14 protein-coding genes are annotated in these 16,044 nt (G+C 41.4%); 1 reads left to right on the forward strand and 13 read right to left on the reverse strand.

Going from position 1 to position 16,044, the window contains the following annotated elements; all coding sequences use genetic code 11:
• Positions 1–339: 339 nt before the first annotated feature.
• From EQG49_RS05310 to EQG49_RS05370, 13 genes are all read right to left on the reverse strand, one after another.
• Complete coding sequence (locus tag EQG49_RS05310; protein ID WP_133362997.1) at positions 340–1,674, reverse strand: C1 family peptidase; 1,335 nt, start codon at positions 1,672–1,674, stop codon at positions 340–342.
• 220 nt (positions 1,675–1,894) lie between these two features.
• A complete protein-coding gene (locus EQG49_RS05315; protein WP_133362998.1) occupies positions 1,895–2,647 on the reverse strand; it encodes a C40 family peptidase in 753 nt (250 codons plus the stop codon).
• A gap of 832 nt (positions 2,648–3,479) precedes the next feature.
• A complete protein-coding gene (locus EQG49_RS05320; RefSeq protein ID WP_133364535.1) occupies positions 3,480–4,265 on the reverse strand; it encodes a glucose 1-dehydrogenase in 786 nt (261 codons plus the stop codon).
• Between the two features lie 68 nt (positions 4,266–4,333).
• Positions 4,334–4,780 (reverse strand): hypothetical protein, encoded by a 447-nt coding sequence (locus EQG49_RS05325; RefSeq protein WP_133362999.1) that lies wholly within the window; start codon positions 4,778–4,780, stop codon positions 4,334–4,336.
• 166 nt (positions 4,781–4,946) lie between these two features.
• On the reverse strand, positions 4,947–7,604 hold the full coding sequence (locus EQG49_RS05330) for a calcium-translocating P-type ATPase, PMCA-type (RefSeq protein ID WP_133363000.1): 2,658 nt from the start codon (positions 7,602–7,604) through the stop codon (positions 4,947–4,949).
• 990 nt (positions 7,605–8,594) lie between these two features.
• Positions 8,595–8,885, reverse strand: a complete 291-nt coding sequence (locus EQG49_RS05335) for a hypothetical protein (RefSeq protein WP_133363001.1) — start codon at positions 8,883–8,885, stop codon at positions 8,595–8,597.
• A gap of 115 nt (positions 8,886–9,000) precedes the next feature.
• Complete coding sequence (locus tag EQG49_RS05340) at positions 9,001–9,279, reverse strand: DUF6429 family protein (RefSeq protein ID WP_133363002.1); 279 nt, start codon at positions 9,277–9,279, stop codon at positions 9,001–9,003.
• 18 nt (positions 9,280–9,297) lie between these two features.
• Positions 9,298–9,978 (reverse strand): VIT1/CCC1 transporter family protein, encoded by a 681-nt coding sequence (locus EQG49_RS05345; RefSeq protein WP_133363003.1) that lies wholly within the window; start codon positions 9,976–9,978, stop codon positions 9,298–9,300.
• 1 nt (position 9,979) lies between these two features.
• Positions 9,980–10,654: a VIT1/CCC1 transporter family protein gene (locus tag EQG49_RS05350; protein WP_133363004.1), complete on the reverse strand. Its 675-nt coding sequence runs from the start codon at positions 10,652–10,654 to the stop codon at positions 9,980–9,982.
• Positions 10,655–10,775: 121 nt separating this feature from the next.
• The gene (locus EQG49_RS05355; RefSeq protein WP_133363005.1) at positions 10,776–11,138 is read right to left on the reverse strand and encodes a rhodanese-like domain-containing protein; all 363 of its coding nucleotides are present in this window, start codon (positions 11,136–11,138) and stop codon (positions 10,776–10,778) included.
• A complete protein-coding gene (locus EQG49_RS05360) occupies positions 11,125–11,667 on the reverse strand; it encodes a MarR family winged helix-turn-helix transcriptional regulator (RefSeq protein ID WP_133363006.1) in 543 nt (180 codons plus the stop codon). The genes EQG49_RS05355 and EQG49_RS05360 overlap by 14 nt, the downstream gene beginning before the upstream one ends.
• 681 nt (positions 11,668–12,348) lie before the next feature.
• Positions 12,349–13,182 (reverse strand): ammonia-dependent NAD(+) synthetase, encoded by an 834-nt coding sequence (nadE, locus tag EQG49_RS05365; RefSeq protein ID WP_133363007.1) that lies wholly within the window; start codon positions 13,180–13,182, stop codon positions 12,349–12,351.
• 21 nt (positions 13,183–13,203) lie between these two features.
• Positions 13,204–14,676: a nicotinate phosphoribosyltransferase gene (locus tag EQG49_RS05370; protein WP_133364536.1), complete on the reverse strand. Its 1,473-nt coding sequence runs from the start codon at positions 14,674–14,676 to the stop codon at positions 13,204–13,206.
• A gap of 381 nt (positions 14,677–15,057) precedes the next feature.
• Here EQG49_RS05370 and EQG49_RS05375 point away from each other — a divergent pair, with 381 nt between their 5' ends.
• Positions 15,058–15,756, forward strand: a complete 699-nt coding sequence (locus tag EQG49_RS05375; protein WP_133363008.1) for a YoaK family protein — start codon at positions 15,058–15,060, stop codon at positions 15,754–15,756.
• The last annotated feature ends 288 nt before the right edge of the window (positions 15,757–16,044 follow it).

Here is a 16,044-nt window from a genome sequence, read left to right on the forward strand (position 1 = left end):
CATTTGCGTATCGGAACTGTATCGCTTTGTAAAGGTGACTTTACGCAAGACCCACCTACAGAAAAAAGCTCGGTGACCACCTCTTTGTAATAAAGGTAGCTACCGAGCTATTTTCTGTTTTGCTATATTTTTTATAGCGCGGGATTATCGTTTCTGTACTTTTCAATCATTCAATTACTGAGGTTCTATTGTCAGTATTTTTTCATGCTAGTGTGACCTGTGGTTGGTACCTGTTTTTCACTAGTTTGAGCATTATGCCTAACTAACGTAGTGCCGGTAAATTACTGGCACGGAGTGGCCAAGTTTATTCAATCTTACTTCGTTCACTCCGCTATCCTTTTACGCTAATGCGCCCATTGGATCCCATGGCTTCAAAAGCGTTGAGGCTTCATCATAGGCTTGTTTCAATTCGTCTGATAAAAATTCTTTTTTCACAACGATTTGATAACAATATTCATTCATCCAGTCATCAGACATGGTGTAATAGCCCTTCTTACCAGCCTTTTCACCCCATGAGTTTTCAACTTTCCACTTAGTGGGTTTGTCAGCGACCAAGTCGACACCCGTCAACACCATAGCATGCGTCATCAGGCTTTCACCGTAATCAAGTCGTTCCGCCTTTGTCATTGCTAAATCGAGGTCGAATAACTCGGCTTCATTGTAAATTCCAGTAGCCATCAAGCCACTATCACGGGCCACTTGTGGTCCCATATCAACCCCAAACCATACAGATTGTCCAGCCGTCAATTGCTTGATTGCCAATGCTTTGAAAGTGTCCATGTCAACATTCAAGTGTTTTACTTCACGACCGTCAACCACATTACCGAGCATTTCAACACCATAAGTATGGTTGTATGGCTTATCCGCTGTTGGAGCATTAATAATCGAAACATATTCACTTAAATCCCAACCCACGAACTTGTCGTAGTAATCTTTCGGCGATAAGTCTTTTTCGATGTGATAGTTATTGTCTTCATCACGATATTCAAAATCAAATTTAACTGGTGGTTCCCCAAGTGTCAAACTCAAGAACCGATAGATACCTTGTAGCATATCTGATTTGGCCGTAGCGATTACCTCATCTGTTGCACCAGTCGCAACTAAATTGCGGAGCGTAACTGCATCTTTACGTAACTTTAAATTCAAAGTCAGGTTTAATTCACGGGAAGCGGATGAAGCTTGGCTTTCTGGATAAGCAGATTTAGGCGCAACTCCATACTTTTGAATAATTGCGACAATCATATCCCATTGTCCACCATCTTGTTGCGGTGTTTGTAGCAAAAACGCAACTTTACGTGAATCAAGGGGTTCTGTTGCCGTGTTTAAGATATTTTCATAGAAGTAATTTGCTTTTTCAAATTTATCCCAGAAGAAAGTATAACTTTGTGAAAGCTCAAATTCATCAGAAAGCTTGAACATGTCTTTGATATCATGGCGCATCGTATTCAACGCCGCAAACATCCAACACCGACCAGATTGCTTTTGATTCGCTACCTTACCGGTATTCAAATCAATTGAAAAAACCGGGGTGTTGTCGATTTCAGCTTGGACATCATGCGCTGAGCTATAAATACCGTTCTTGGTAACAGCCCGCCGAATTACTGCGCTCGCAGGTCGCTTAGCTAAATCTTCTTTGTAACCCGTAATTTGATCAAACAAAATTGCTTTACTCATTTTACTAATCCTCCAATATATTTCAAAAAATTTGACGCTACTAATCTTGCATGTACATAAAACCGAAACGAACACGATACTTTGTAACTCCTTTTAATCATACCCCTAATCAAATTAAATGTTCACTTTTAATCACACTATTCAATTAGCACAAGAAAAAAGGCCTAACCACGACGCTTGTGATTAGACCTAACAGATGATGTTATTTAATTTTGTTATATTATGCGTTTGGTAACTTGTTTAAGTCAAGACGAATTGCAAATGATGGACGGTTGTAGTAAGTAGCCAATGAAGCAGTTCCTAAACCACGACCTGGACGGAATGCGTTAATCCAAGTGCTCTTACCAGTAGCTAAACCAACGTGGTAAGCAGTACCAGCGCCACCCTTAGACCAGATTAACAAATCACCGGCTTTAGCTGACTTAGCTGAAATACGCTTAGCACCACGGCTCATTGCTTGGTTAGCAGCGGTACGGCCAATGTTCTTACCAGTCGTCTTCTTGAAAACGTATTGTGTAAATCCTGAACAATCAAAACCACGAGGAGTAGTACCACCCCAAACATATGGAGTACCCTTAAACTTCTTAGCGTACTTAATTACCTTGGTTGCAGGTACAGAACCCTTTTTAGAAAGTGTAAGGTTTGCTGATTTTACCCAACCCTTAGTTGAACCTGACTTAATGTAGTACATAGTCTTATTCTTGTTGCTAAGTGAAGCAGATGCCTTCTTAGTAACTTTTAAAGTCTTGTTTTTAACTGAGTTAGTTTTCTTACCAGTTTTAACTAATTTACCACCAGACACCTTGTAGATGTTACCGTTGTGCTTAACAGTAGCTTGCTTACCTGAAACGGTTTGCTTGCGACTAGTTAAGTGATCGTTATAAGTTGCGGCGCTGGCTGAAGTAGAAGTTGTAGCAAAGATTGCTGCGACTGCCATTACTGCTAATAAAGTTGCGAATACTTTTTTCATCATCTGTTTTATAATTTCCTTTTCTGTGTCCTGTGCTATTCGATGTTTTAAATACTACCAGTTGAATATTGCAAAGAATTACTTAAACGATAACAGGAACATTACAGATAATGACAAAAATCACTATTTTGACTTATACATAATTTAACAATCGGTGTACACATTAGTCCAATTAGTATCAAAAATTGAACACAATGCTTTAAAATGAACACAAAACTCACTAACGAAAGCTTCTTTCATTAATAATATGTGGTATACGTGCTTTTTACTGCATAACTTCTTTTTGTAATCTTTGCAATGAATGACATGCGATTACAAAAGAACACACCATCTAGTCATAGTTAGTCAACCCAGGATGAGTGGTAAAACTTTAAGCAGCAGATACGAACAATACCACGAAAAAAACGGGGGTAAGAAATTTTTCTCTCACGCCCGTTTATTTATTTCTATTTGTTCTAGCGTGGGATTATCACTTCTGTACTTTTGTTTAAAAATGCTCACGTACCACGGAATATATCTTATGCACTAGTTTGAGAATTATTACTAACTAACGCAGTGGCTGGAAATTGCTTGGCAGGCGCAGCCTTTACACCGCGACTGGGGGGAATATGTGTGAAACACGTATTTCCGCTGAGGATAAGATGAGGACTCTTAGGAATTTATTCCTTAGAGTCCCAGCTTATCCGAGTTGTTCAAGACCGCATTTTGGCTTGAACATGTGCTTCCAGCGCGGTGCGTCAAGTAATTTACCGGCACGCAGTGGTCAATTTTATTCAATACCACGAAAAAAAACGGGGCTGAGAAAAAATTTCCCTCGCGCCCGTTTTTTTAGTTATTATCCTTTACCACCATCAAACGCTTCATATAAAGTAATTCCACCATCAACAAATAACGTTTGCCCAGTGACATACTTGGATTGATTTGATGCTAACCACGCTGCCGCATCGGCAACATCATATGGATCACCAATCTTTTGCATGGGAATCATTGATTCAGTTTCTTGCCGAACACTGGAATCTTCAAACCGTTTGGCATTGATTGGCGTGTCCATCGCACCAGGCCCAATGGCGTTCACCCGAATATTACTTTCGGCGTATTCCATCGCTAACGTTTTATTGAACATACTTAGACCACCCTTGGAAGTCGTGTACGCCGCATAAGTTGGCCATGGAATTAATTCGTGAATCGATGACATATTGATAATATTACCTGGTTTGTTGTTAGGTAACCAGTAATTCAATGCTGCCTTCGCCCCAAGAAATGGGCCCGTCAAATTAACCGCAATTTGGCGGTTCCACTCATCTAACGAAACTTCATGAGTATGATTTTGCGTTTCAAAACCAGCGTTACTAACCCAAATATCAAGGCCACCAAAGTTTTCAAGTGCGGCATCAAGTAAGGCTTGATTACCTTCTTCAGTTTCCACGCCGCCTTTAATTGCGATGGCATGTCCCCCAAGTTTTTCAATTTCATAAACTGTTTGAGCAGCACCATTCATATCCGTGTTGTAATTAATTACAACAGACATACCTTCTTCGGCAAATCGGTGCACGATTGCGTTACCTAAACCTTTTGAGCCACCGGTCACAACCGCGACTTTACCTGCTAAATCTGGATACATTGCCATTACTAAAGCCTCCTCGTAGTAAATGTTTTGCCATTCAGCTACAGATTGTTAAAGTAACTGAATTAGAAGTTTGCTTGACCCATCATTTTTTGGATAGTTGCTGAAACTTTATCCATTTCTTCTTCTTGTGCTGAACCAGCAGCGTTGAATGCTTCAACGTCAACTGTTTGTTCAGCAACATTAAGTGAGTCCGTCATTGCACGACATGCTTGTGCATATGCTGCATAGTGCTTCTTTAAGTTTGAGTACATACCAATCATCTTAATTGGGGCTTGGGCACCGTTCAAACGACCAGCGTTTGCTTCGTACACTTCAGTTGCGTCATTAAATTCAGCCGCAATTTCTTGAAATTCAGCTTTGGGCATATCTGCTAACTTATCAGCTTCCAATGCAGTTGCTAATTTTTCATAGAAAGGGGCAACATTGTTACCAGTTTCTTCAGTTGTGTCGACCACTGTTTGTAAGTTAGTTGCGAAACGTTGAATTGATGCCATTGATTGCTTTGCCATGTGTATTTAGAGCTCCTTAAATTTTTAAAAGTATTTACGCTATCCTGCGCCTATCCTTCTATTATACATGATAAATGAATAACTACGTTTAACAATATCTCGACAAATTCCGAACCTAGAAAAAAAGCCGATATCTTATTAAGAATACCGACTCTAGATTTAGTAATTAAATTTTATGGAACACACGTCGTTGTACTAATTTCACGATTTCAACAACAACAATCATCAAGACCCCAGCACCAAGGACAATTGCCCATTGGTAAAGATCAAGTGGCGTTACGTGGAACATGCTGTTCAAACCAGGAATAAAGATTGTTGCAGCCATTAAAAGCCCAGCAGTCAAAATTGCGAGATTGAAGTACTTATTCCGGAAAGCACCAACTGTGAAGATTGATTGGTAAACTGACTTAGTTGAGAAGGCGTGGAATAATTGGATTAATCCAAGTGTTACAAACGCCATCGTCAACGCATCCTTGTGTGCCAAGGCATCGTTCATGTGAACTGGGTAAGTAATCCCAATCCAGTAAACTGCTAACGTCAACGCCCCTTCCAAGATACCTTGGTAGATAATTGATGATTGCACACCATTAGATAAGAAGTTTGACTTACGACCACGTGGCTTACGTTTCATAATTCCAGGTTCAGCTGGTTCCATTCCGAGAGCAATCGCTGGGAACGTATCCGTCACCAAGTTAATCCACAAAATGTGCACTGGTGCCAAGATACTCCAACCCATCAAGGTCATGATGAACAAGGTCAAAACTTCCCCTAAGTTAGCTGAGAGTAAGTATTGGATTGCTTTTTGAATATTACTAAAGACCTTACGTCCTTCTTGGACCGCATCAACAATCGTTGCAAAGTTATCGTCTGCTAAGACCATGTCAGAAGCACCCTTTGAAACTTCAGTCCCAGTAATTCCCATGGCAATCCCGATATCAGCTGTCTTCAAGGCAGGTGCATCGTTGACACCATCCCCAGTCATCGCCACAACTTTACCTTGTTTTTGCCAAGCATTCACAATCCGAACTTTGTGTTCAGGCGCAACCCGTGCATAGACTGAATATTGCTTAACTTGGTTAGCAAATGTTTCATCATCTAATTTATCAAGTTCGGCACCTGTAATCACAGCGTCTGCGTTTTCAGCCGAATCAAGAATTCCAAGCCGTACCGCAATCGCTGAGGCAGTGTCACGGTGGTCACCAGTAATCATCAATGTCCGAATACCAGCGTCTTTAGCTTCTGCTACGGCTTGGGCAACTTCTGGCCGTTCAGGATCAATCATCCCAATCAAACCAGTGAACACTAAGCCGTTTTCAACTTCGTCACTTGTTAATTTGTCAGGCAAATCTTCCACTTCACGGTAAGCAAATGCCAACACCCGTAAGGCTTGCACTGCCATATCGTGATTAGTTTTCAAGATAAGTTCACGTTGTTCTTCAGTCAACATTTGTACTTGACCATCAATCAAAATCCGCGTCACCCGATCCAATAATTGGTCAGGCGCACCCTTAACAGTCACAAAGTGGCGACCTTCATGCGGGTGCACAGTCGTCATCAACTTACGTTCTGAATCAAAAGGAATTTCATTAGTCCGTGGCTTGTCAGTAAATAACTGTGGTAAGTCACGTTCGTGGTCTTTATTAAATTGAATCAAAGCAGTTTCAGTTGGGTCACCAACAAGCTTGCCATCAATTTCTTTTGTATCGTTATTTAAAGCCAAAATATCGGCTAAGACAACTGCATCGCCTTCAAGTGGTGTGGCGGCATCAAAGAGTTGGTTATCGACAAAGTATTTTTCAACTGTCATTTTGTTTTGTGTCAAAGTACCAGTTTTATCGGAACCGATAATCTCCGTTGAGCCCAAAGTTTCAACAGCTGGCAACTTACGTACTAAGGCATGACGCTTAGCCATCCGTGTTGTCCCTAAGGCTAACGTAATTGTCACAATGGCTGGTAAACCTTCAGGGATTGCGGCAACTGCCAATGAAATGGCCGTCAACAGCATATCAACCCATGATTCATCACGCCACAGCATCCCAATTACAAAGACGATAACGGCGATAATCAAAATAAGGACCGTTAAAACTTTACCCAATTGACTCAAGTTGGCTTGTAATGGAGTTTCTGTTTGTTCAGCTTGGTCGAGCATATCAGCAATGCGACCAACTTCAGTCTTCATCCCAGTACCAGTAACAACACCAGTCCCACGACCGTATGTCACGTTACTGTTCATGTAACCCATGTTTTTACGATCACCAAGTGGTAATTCGTCAGCTTCAATTACTTCATTAATTTTATCAACGGGCACTGATTCCCCCGTCAACGCAGCTTCTTCAATCTGTAATGATGATGTTTCAATAAAACGCATGTCGGCTGGAACAATATCACCAGCTTCAAGTAAGACAATATCACCAGGAACCAACGCGTCGGCCTTCACCGTTTCAATTTGACCATTCCGGCGCACATTAGCATTCGGTGCTGACATTTCTTTCAGTGCGTTAATTGCGTCTTCGGCTTTAGCTTCTTGGAATACCCCGAACACCGCATTCAATACAACCACTAACAAAATAATCACCGCATCAACTACTTCACCAGTTGCTGCTGCAACCACTGCTGCGACCAACAAAACAATAATCATCAAGTCTTTAAACTGGTTGAAAAACTTTTGGAGCATCGTCGTGCCCTTAGCTTCTTCTAAAGCATTCGGACCAAATTCCTCAACTCGCTTAGCTACTTCATCAGCCGTCAAACCATTTGCAGCATTCGTGTGTAAATTATCAAGGATTTCCTCACTTGATTCATTAAACAAAGCTGGTTTACTCATAAAAAACATTCCTCCGTATACTGTCAGTGTGCATTAATTTCACACGCAACTTACCAAATTATGCTTACAACTCGTTGGTATTAAACAAAAAACGCGCCTACTATCAATTAATGATAGTCTGCGCGTACTAGTTGTTCAATAAAAATATCCAACTCATGTATGCGCAAATAAAATCGCTAGCATACATGAGTCTCACCTTTTAAGGAATCTGCCGGAATTGCTTCTTGTTGACGACAGAGCCGCATGTTGGCATGCAGGTTACTCCCTCACGTAATTAACTTAAGCTTAGTATATCAGTTGTTACTTATTCTAAGCAACAGAAATTTGTTTTCGGTTACATTACGAAAGTTCGAAGAAAATGTGAATTCATCAAGTAAATCTTCAATATAAAACCAGTATTCATTTTCAGCGTATTTCACAAATTCATATTCCGCGCCAGTCCGCCTGCCACGGACAAAAAAGCTACTAAATCTTCGATACTTATTACATAAAAAGAGAATCGATCATCAATATTTGTTAAATCAACAATATTGTCATTTCGTTGCTTCAAACTCCATAAGAGTAGTTGTCTTTTATTAGCTTCCAAAATTTGAACATCCAAAATCAATTAGATACATATTTTATATTTGTTTGTTGCTGTTCCTACTACTATGGCCTATGGTTGGTAACTGTTTTCCGCTAGTTTAAGCATTATCACTAACTAACGGAGTGTCTGGAAATTGCTTGGCGGGCGCAGCCTTTACACCGCGACTGGGGGAATATGTGTGAAGCATGTATTCCTGCTGAGGATGAGATGAGGAGTCTTGGGGATTCATCTCCTAGAGTCCCAGCTTGTCCGAACCGACCAAGACCGTACTTTGGCTTGGTCGGCTGCTTCCAGCGTGGTGCGCCAAGTAATTTACCGACACGCAGTGGCCAATTTATTCAATCCCACGTCAGACGAAATAGAACAAAAAAGTCCCTCACACCGTAGCGTGACAGACTATCTAATTACGCTTTAATGTACTTACCGATTGGGAAAGCACCACGGAGCTTCATGAGCTTTTCGCCCTTGGTCTTGCGCTTGCCAATCATTGACTTTTCTTCAGTGCCTTCATAAGCGTGACGAATTAATGGAAATAATTCATCCAATGTTAACGTTTCATCCGCGCTAACATTCTTAAAGTTACTGCCACTTTGCTTTTCAAAGACGCGGTGATCAAACGTGTTGACGAAAGTCACGTTTGCTGCCACGTCGCCAATTGCCATTTCTTCAGTTGATACATTAATACTACGACCCATTTTTTAATTTCCTTCTTTCGTTACATCCACTATGCAAATCATTTGCTATTTAAACCATGATTCGTGTGGTATATCGCCTAAGCTTAAGGCTTTAGCGTATATAATACAAACAATATTATTTATTGTCGTCAGCTTCCCATGGATCAGTCAGGTTATATTCGGCTAGCAACTGCTTAGCTTGTTCAACCCCCGCTGGGCTGATTGCGGCTGATTTACTACGGCGGCTACCTTGGTCAATTAACGCGGCTGAATCTAAACCATCGAGCACCCCGAATTCGTAACCTTTCCAGCTTTGCATAACTGCGTCAGTTTCTGTTTGGCGAAAGCGACTGTCATTTTCTTTAAAACCATTCAAGTACATTAACATCAATGTTAATTTTTCTGTATCCTTCATAATTCACCTCATTATTTCCTATTTTAGTAACGTTCCAATCCAATATGTGAATGCCATCGTAATAATCCCTGTCAGCATGTTCCGAGCAATTGCTGGTAGTTTTGGGGCCTTTCCTGACCAAGCACTTAACCAGCCAGTTAAAAATAATGCCCACAAAGTCGCAATAATTGTCCCCACGACTTTCCATTCTTGTGGCACCAAAATAATTGCCAATAGCGGCCAGATACCACCAGCAAGCGACGCAAAAAATGATGACCACAATGCATGGATTGGGCTCAAAAATTGATTAACTTCAAAGCCATATTTAATCCGCACGTAATTACCTAAGGCATCGCTGTGCATCAAATCAGTAGCTACGCCGCTAGCCAATTCTAATCCAGCCCCTTTAGCTTGATAGTGTGCGGTAATCACTTGATGCACTTGTTCGGGGTTCGTCCGTAGCGCTGCTTTAGCTTTGACCACTACGGCACGTTCCGTATCTTTTTGCGTAGACACTGATACAAACTCGCCCGAAGCCATTGAGAAGGCGACTGCAAACATTTCAGCTAGTCCGGCGACAAAGATAACGGTACTATTAGTGGTTGCCCCGGTGACCCCAAGGATAACACCGGCACCACCAATGATACCATCATTTGCTCCCAAAACACCGGCACGGACAATATTCAATCGTTCAGTTAAGGTTAATTTCTTTTTTGTCATCTTACATCCCTACCAATAATCCAACACCGTACGTCACTGCCATCGTGAATAATCCAGCGATTACATTGCGTAAAACGGATTGTTTAGCTGGTGCATCCCCAAATTTTGCTGAGAAATAACCCGTCAGAATCAACGCAATTACCACAAAAATGATTGTTGCCACTACGCGATAGTGCGCACTAATCACAGTCATACCAACCATCGGTAAAATTGCCCCCAGCGGAAATGCAATCATTGAAGCTACGGCCGCTTGCATGGGCGAAATCAAATTATCAGCATCAATCCCATACCGTAAAGCGAGCGTTTCTTTCAGGGCATCATGTGCCATCACTTCAGTCGCTAATGCTTGTGCCCGCACTGGGGTGATTCCTTCATCAATATAATTTGCCGTTAAAAATGCTTTTTCACCCGCAAAATCTTCAGCCAACACCCGTTGTTGGTGAACTTTGGCGGCCCGTTCTGAATCAAGTTGTGCATTCACTGAAACGTATTCACCCGTGGCCATTGAAAAAGTCCCGGCAATCGTTGCCGTTAAACCAGCGATTAAGATTGCCCACGTACTCATTGATGCGCCAAAGACCCCAAAGACTACCCCAGCAATTGAAATTATCCCGTCATTAGCACCCATCACGATGGCGCGCAAAATATTTATTTTTCGACTAATATGCATATCCATAATTTAAGGATAGCAAAAAAAGTGAGTGAAATCCTACCTTCTAGCATGATTTCACCCACTTCTTTACTTTTCTAATTTATAAGACACAGAATTCTCTGACGATTCAGTCAAATTATCCAGCTTAAATTTCTTCGATTGGCAAGTTCATGCCTTTCCAACCTTCGAGTGCGCTCGCTAATTCATACGCTTCAAAGCCCGCAGATAACAATTGCAAGAGCGCTACTTTTCCAAGCGTCGTACCGGCTGTCCAATCGTAAACCACGTATGTTTTACTCTTATCTAATGTCGCAAGCTGTTGTGCTAAATCCTTGGCTGGAATTTCAATTGAACCTTTAATTTTGTCTTTTTTAACGAAAGCCGGTGCATTCCGTACATCGACCACAACGTACTTTTCATCATTTTCTTGTAACGCCTTCAATACCACATCATGCCCAATATAAAGACTGAGATATGTTTCTAACAATTCGATTTTACTTGTATTCATTACTATTTTTCTCCATTTCGTTTTGCAAATTCAAAGTACCCTGTTTTACTTTATCCAATAAACTCGCGAGCGTTGCTTGCTCCGATTCATTCAGCGTGGACATTATCATAGTTGCCGCACGGTAATTTGCCGGCAAAAATTTTTGTAATAAACTTTCACCGTCATCTGTCAGCGCGACGATTACCGCTCGTTTGTCGCGGGCCGATGCCGCTTTAGTGACCCAGCCGTTTCTTTCTAACCCATTAATGACTTTGGTGGTTGTCACCCGCGTTGAGCCTAACTTTTGTGCCAAAATTGAGGGCATTAACTGATGAGTTGGTTCATTATGCAAAAACATCAGAATAATAAACTTTGTTTCAGTTAAACCAAATCGATCCAATAAGGCATCATATTGCTTTTGCATTGCTCGATAGGTCCATTGCACGTTTAAGAACAGCGTGACATCTGCGCCGTTTGCTTCAGGAAATTTATCTCTTGTCGCATTAATCCGCTCATTGGTCGGACGATCTACAAAACTATATTCAACCATAACACCACTCCTTTTTGTTATTTAGTTAGCTAGCTAATTAAATTAGTTTATGACAATTAGTTAGTATTGTCAAACAAAAATGGCTAAAATTTTTCTAGCGTGGAATTTGGATATGCGTCTCAGATTGATTCCCACTACGAGGCTGGAAACTGTCTGGACACCGTGATGGAAGACAAGCATTTGAAGCCACAGTGCGGTCTTCAAATGTTTGCGAAGCTTGGTTCGCTAACGCGGTAACCATCTTCACAAATCCATAATCAGTAACGAAACCCGTTACTGATTACGCCATCACGGTGCGAGCTAAAGTCCAGCCTGTTTCCAGCCTCTTCGTTAGTTTGCGTAGGCATTCTGACTAGTAATATGCCCGCAATCCTTGTCGCTGCAAGTTTAGCGGTAATCAATAATTCCACGCAGTGACATCATACATCTCATTACATTTTATGAATTCCACGTCAGACGAAACAGAGCCAACAAAAATAGCCCTCGTCATGGAAACTGACTCGGGCTACGTAATTTCTGTACTTTTCAATCATCCAATTACTGAGGTTCTATTGTCAGTGTTGTTTTTCCCGTGCTACTGCAACCTGTAACTGGTACCTGTTTTTCGCTGATTTGAGCATTATGCATAACTAACGAAGTGGCCAATTTCATTCAATCCCACGTCAGACGAAATAGGAGATATTATTTTTTATACCATTCATCAAAAACTGACACTGGTAATTGACGCTTGTGTTCCGTCTTCGTGTACCAGTTTTCAATTTTTTCAGCGGCGTCATCAGAAACCGTCTTACCTTCTAAGTAAGCATCGATTTCAGCATAACTCACACCTAAAGCTACTTCATCAGCCAAAGCTGGGCGGTCTTCTTCAAGATCAGCCGTGGGCGTTTTTGTGTACAAGTGCTCAGGGGCACCTAAGAAAGCTAGCATACTTTGGCCTTGGCCTTTATCCAAACGGTAAAGTGGCGTTACATCCGCTGCGCCATCCCCAAACTTAGTATAGAAACCCGTCAAAGCTTCCGCAGCATGATCAGTTCCTAGCACGGCACCTTTGTTGGCTCCAGCAATTGCGTATTGAACAATCATCCGTTCACGCGCCTTGATATTTCCCTTGTTGTAGTCGGAAATTGTCAAGCCGTCGTTTGCTTCAAGTGCACTAACCATTGCATCAGTGGCCGGCTTAATGTTTACTTTGACCGTTTCGTCAGCATTTTGCCATTTGATAGCGTCCATGGCGTCCGTTTCGTCAGCCTGTTCACCATATGGTAAGCGGACCGCAATGAATTTGTAAGTTGTATCACCAGTTTCTTGGCGCATTTCTTCAATTGCCATTTGGGCTAGTTTACCAGCAAGGGTTGAATCTTGACCACCACTAATGCCTAAAACCAATGACTTCAAGAAAAGGTTGGCTGCGAGGTAATCTTTTAAAAAATCAACGCTGCGACGAATTTCAGTTTCAGGATCGATAGTTGGTTGCACACCTAACGTTTTAATAATTTCTGCTTGTAATGGGCGCATATTCTCACTCTTTTCTATAATTTATTTGTTCAAATCTAACTCGTTGACGTACCCGCGCACTTCGTTAATCATGTGCATTTTATTGTCATATGCGTTTTGTGACAAATCAACCGGATAATCTTGTGGATTCAAATCACGGCGATATTCTTCCCACAAACTATCAAGACTCATCGCTGAGTATTGCTTAATAGCTACCAATGCTGGTAAATCATACACTAATTCACCATTTACAAAGATATCTTGTAAGATTGGTTGCGCTGTAAAATCAACGACATCTTTTGAAATGTAGTTATAGTTGGGGTGGAACATGTGTAGTGATGCTTCATTCCGGGGATCTTCATTCCATAAGGCAATGTAATCACCCTGTGACTTGCCATCACTATTACGCGTAATGCGCCAAACTTGTTTTTTACCAGGCGTTGAAACTTTTTCAGCGTTGTTTGATAACTTAATCGTATCAACCATCACACCTTTACTATTTTCAATTGAAACCATCTTGTAGACCGCACCCAAAGCTGGTTGATCGTAGGCGGTAATCAGCTTTGTGCCGACACCCCAGACATCAATCTTGGCGTGTTGCATCTTCAAGTTCATAATCGTTTTTTCATCTAAATCGTTAGACGCATAAATCTTAGCGTCTGGGAATCCAGCCGCATCTAGTTGTTCACGCACCCGTTTTGAAATGTACGCCATATCACCAGAGTCAATTCGTACCCCAAGGAAGTTGATTTTATCTCCCATTTCCTTGGCAACCTTAATTGCACTTGGCACACCTGATCGCAAAGTGTCATAGGTATCAACTAAGAATACGACATCCTTATGCGTTTCTGCATACGCTTTAAAGGCTTCATAATCATTCCGGTAGGTTTGCACTAATGAGTGGGCGTGCGTTCCCGAAATTTGAATGCCAAATAATTTACCGGCGCGAACATTACTAGTTGCATCGAAGCCACCAATATATGCGGCCCGCGTTCCCCAGATAGCAGCGTCCATTTCTTGCGCCCGACGCGTCCCGAATTCCAACAAGCCATCATTCCCAACTACCGAACGAATTCGGGCGGCCTTAGTCGCAATCAAAGTCTGATAGTTAACAATGTTCAATAACGCCGTTTCAACTAATTGGGCATCCGCTAATGAACCTTCGACTTGAATCAACGGTTCATTGGCAAACATCACTTCGCCTTCACGAGCGGCGCGCACTGATGCCGTGAATTTCCAGTCTTTCAAGTAGGCCAAAAATTCATCAGAATACCAACCGGTTGATTGCAAATACTCCAAGTCACTTGCGGTAAAGTGTAACCCTTGCAAATAATCGACTACGCGTTCCAAACCAGCAAAGACCGCATAACCATTTTCAAATGGTAGATTGCGGAAGAACACTTCAAAAACGGCTTTCCGATTATGAATTCCTTCTTGCCAATATGTTTGCACCATATTGATTTGGTAAGCATCGGTATGCAACATTAAACTGTCATCTGGATAATTAAATCCCATCATCATTTCCCTCATGTTTTATTATAGTGTCTATAGTTAGCAATTTAATCTGCTGACTGGCGCACTAATTTTCTAATTTAATTAGTATTATATCATTTGATGTAACCGCTTGTATTCATTAACCGACGAATTCCGTGACTTAATGCACAAATGAAACGCGTTTTTATTACGTTTACTACCTGTATTTTAGGATAAAATAGCGTACAATGGTTTAGTCAGTTTACACACTTAAGCAAAATAGGATTCCTTGAGATCAGCCTTCATAAGAATACAATCTGTGATTGCAAAAGATTCGAGTGCACAACTCAGTCGCTCAAGTTAATTAAATAGGAGCCATCTGGGCATCCTAAATACAATGAAATTCTTTAGGAGGATTCTTTTATGCATGAACATATTCGGATTCAAGATACACTCCGCGTAGCCGTCGCTTTATCCATGGTTGGTGGTTACATGGACTCATATTCATACTCATTTTTAGGTGAACACTTCGCCAGTTTACAGTCTGGGAACTTAATCATGATGGGAATGCACGTTGCGGATGGTCAATTCCAAGAAGCTGCCACGTACTTAATTCCCGTATTATCATTTGCGTTAGGCGCGGGTTTCAACTTCTTTGTCAAAAAATTCCTCGCCAATTCAAAAGCATTATTATGGCAAGAAATTAGTTTGTTAATTGAATTGCTCGGTTTTATCCTCGTTGCGACAATCGCCCCTTGGTTACCTTCAAAAATGATGGTTATCGGTGGGATGGCCTTCTTTGCCGCCCTACAAGCCGATACTTTCACAGTCGTCCACGGCACGCCTTATGCGACCCTAATGAGTACTGGGAATGTCAAAACGTTTGGTTCAATGTTAATGCAGTTCATTGTTACCAAAGATAAAATTAAGCTCTACACCGCAGGACGCTTTTTCGTCATCCTCTTCGGTTTCTTCTCCGGAGCGGTCATCGCCCATATTTTGGGTAATGTAATCGGGGTTAACGCTTTGTACGGCGCAAGTTTCATCATGTTAATTACTTTCTTAATGTTACACATTGGATCAATGAATCCCGTCGTACCAAAATCAATTGATCCAAAATAATTCTAAAAACTAGTGAGCAAAATACTTTTGTTTCATGCAAAAAAATCTCGATATCTCCCTTGAACCAGATAAGGAGGCACCGAGATTTTTTAGTTTAAGCGGTTCTATTTATTCTAGCGTGGGATTGTCGCTTCTGTATTTTTCAATCATCGAATTACTGAGGTTCTATTGTCAGTGTTGTTTTCCATACTACTGCGGACAGTGGTTGGCAACTGTTTTCGCTAGTTTGAGAATTATTACTAACTAACGGAGTGACGGTGAATTACTTGGCGGTCGCAGACTTTACAC

The sequence above is a fragment of the Periweissella cryptocerci genome, from assembly GCF_004358325.1.
GTDB classification, from domain to species: domain Bacteria; phylum Bacillota; class Bacilli; order Lactobacillales; family Lactobacillaceae; genus Periweissella; species Periweissella cryptocerci.

Coding starts and splice junctions, on each gene's coding strand:
- EQG49_RS05310 (WP_133362997.1), bottom strand. CDS start 1,674: ATGAGTAAAGCAATTTTGTTTGATCAAATTACGGGTTACAAAGAAGAT.
- EQG49_RS05315 (WP_133362998.1), bottom strand. CDS start 2,647: ATGATGAAAAAAGTATTCGCAACTTTATTAGCAGTAATGGCAGTCGCA.
- EQG49_RS05320 (WP_133364535.1), bottom strand. CDS start 4,265: ATGTATCCAGATTTAGCAGGTAAAGTCGCGGTTGTGACCGGTGGCTCA.
- EQG49_RS05325 (WP_133362999.1), bottom strand. CDS start 4,780: ATGGCAAAGCAATCAATGGCATCAATTCAACGTTTCGCAACTAACTTA.
- EQG49_RS05330 (WP_133363000.1), bottom strand. CDS start 7,604: ATGAGTAAACCAGCTTTGTTTAATGAATCAAGTGAGGAAATCCTTGAT.
- EQG49_RS05335 (WP_133363001.1), bottom strand. CDS start 8,885: ATGGGTCGTAGTATTAATGTATCAACTGAAGAAATGGCAATTGGCGAC.
- EQG49_RS05340 (WP_133363002.1), bottom strand. CDS start 9,279: ATGAAGGATACAGAAAAATTAACATTGATGTTAATGTACTTGAATGGT.
- EQG49_RS05345 (WP_133363003.1), bottom strand. CDS start 9,978: ATGACAAAAAAGAAATTAACCTTAACTGAACGATTGAATATTGTCCGT.
- EQG49_RS05350 (WP_133363004.1), bottom strand. CDS start 10,654: ATGGATATGCATATTAGTCGAAAAATAAATATTTTGCGCGCCATCGTG.
- EQG49_RS05355 (WP_133363005.1), bottom strand. CDS start 11,138: ATGAATACAAGTAAAATCGAATTGTTAGAAACATATCTCAGTCTTTAT.
- EQG49_RS05360 (WP_133363006.1), bottom strand. CDS start 11,667: ATGGTTGAATATAGTTTTGTAGATCGTCCGACCAATGAGCGGATTAAT.
- nadE (WP_133363007.1), bottom strand. CDS start 13,182: ATGCGCCCATTACAAGCAGAAATTATTAAAACGTTAGGTGTGCAACCA.
- EQG49_RS05370 (WP_133364536.1), bottom strand. CDS start 14,676: ATGGGATTTAATTATCCAGATGACAGTTTAATGTTGCATACCGATGCT.
- EQG49_RS05375 (WP_133363008.1), top strand. CDS start 15,058: ATGCATGAACATATTCGGATTCAAGATACACTCCGCGTAGCCGTCGCT.